The organism is Massilia genomosp. 1 (genome assembly GCF_011682185.1).
GTDB lineage: Bacteria > Pseudomonadota > Gammaproteobacteria > Burkholderiales > Burkholderiaceae_D > Telluria_A > Telluria_A rubra.
This window is the reverse complement of the sequence record NZ_WHJF01000291.1, coordinates 1-1,291: the sequence shown is the minus strand read 5'-3', so window position 1 is coordinate 1,291 and position 1,291 is coordinate 1. Positions and strand designations below refer to the sequence as shown.

The 1,291-nt window shown below is 54.5% G+C and carries 1 protein-coding gene; it reads left to right on the top strand.

What is annotated here, in order from left to right; all coding sequences use genetic code 11:
• The first annotated feature begins 38 nt into the window (after window positions 1-38).
• Window positions 39-1,268 carry an ISAzo13 family transposase gene (locus F1735_RS33650; protein ID WP_167241360.1) on the top strand — a complete coding sequence of 410 codons (1,230 nt, stop codon included), beginning with the start codon at window positions 39-41 and terminating at the stop codon, window positions 1,266-1,268.
• Window positions 1,269-1,291 lie beyond the last annotated feature (23 nt).

Below are 1,291 nucleotides of genomic sequence, written 5' to 3'. Positions count from 1 at the left end.
AACTTGAACAATTTCAATGATTCGATTATCGTTGGTACATGAGTGAAATCTTGACGATAGAAGAAAAATATCTGGCCCTTTCTAGTCGCCTTGATGAGGCAGCATTGCGCATATGGGCGGCGACCGAGGCGCGTAGTCTTGGACGCGGCGGTGTGAGTGCAGTCGCCAAGGCGATCGGCATGTCGCGTACGACGATTCATGCTGGTATCGCAGAAATCGCGGCGGGCGCGCCGACCACGTCGACCACGAATGGCAAGTATATTCGAGTGAGAGCTGCGGGTGGAGGACGCAAGAGGCTTGTCGATAAGGATAATGGCTTGTTAGCGGCGCTTGATGGGCTTGTCGAGCCCACTTCGCGTGGCGACCCGATGTCGCCGCTGCGTTGGACCTGCAAGAGCACGTATAAGCTTGCTGACGAGCTCAAAAGGCAAGGCTATGTCGTCTCCCAGAGAAGCGTTTGCGAACTGCTGAACCAGATGGGATACAGCTTGCAGTCGACGCGCAAGACGCGCGAAGGAGGCAAGCATGAAGACCGGAACGCGCAGTTTGAGCACATCGCGAAGGCTGTGTCCGAGTTTCAGTCAAGCGGCGATCCGGTCATCTCAGTCGACACCAAAAAGAAGGAACTAATCGGCGACTTTAAGAATGCGGGTGCAGAGTGGCAACCAGCGGGAACGCCCGAGGAAGTGCGTGTGTATGATTTCATTGATCCCGAGCTGGGCAAGGTTGCTCCGTATGGCGTCTACGATTTGTCAAACAACAACGGGTGGGTCAATGTGGGCATCGATCATGACACCGCTGAATTCGCCGTCGAGAGTATTCGACGTTGGTGGCGCGAAATGGGGGCTACCGCCTACCCCGGCGCAAAGCGCCTGCTAATCACCGCCGATTGTGGTGGCAGCAATGGCTACCGCGTTCGCCTATGGCGCCTGGAGCTTCAGAAATTGGCGGATGAGTTGAAGATTCCGATCCAAGTTACCCACTTACCACCTGGAACGAGCAAGTGGAACAAAATTGAGCATCGAATGTTCTGCCACATCACCGCGAATTGGCGCGGTCGCCCCCTAATCAGTCGTGAGGTTGTCGTCAATTTGATCGGCGCGACAACGACGCGTGAAGGGTTGCACATCAAGGCGACGCTCGATGAAAACAGCTACCAGAAAGGCCTCAAAGTATCCGATGAGGACCTCGCCACACTTGTCATTGAGCGCGACGACTTTCATGGCGAATGGAACTATCGGTTAAAGCCTCGGGACGTAGTCTCTTGACTTGCAATTGTTCAACTTATTTT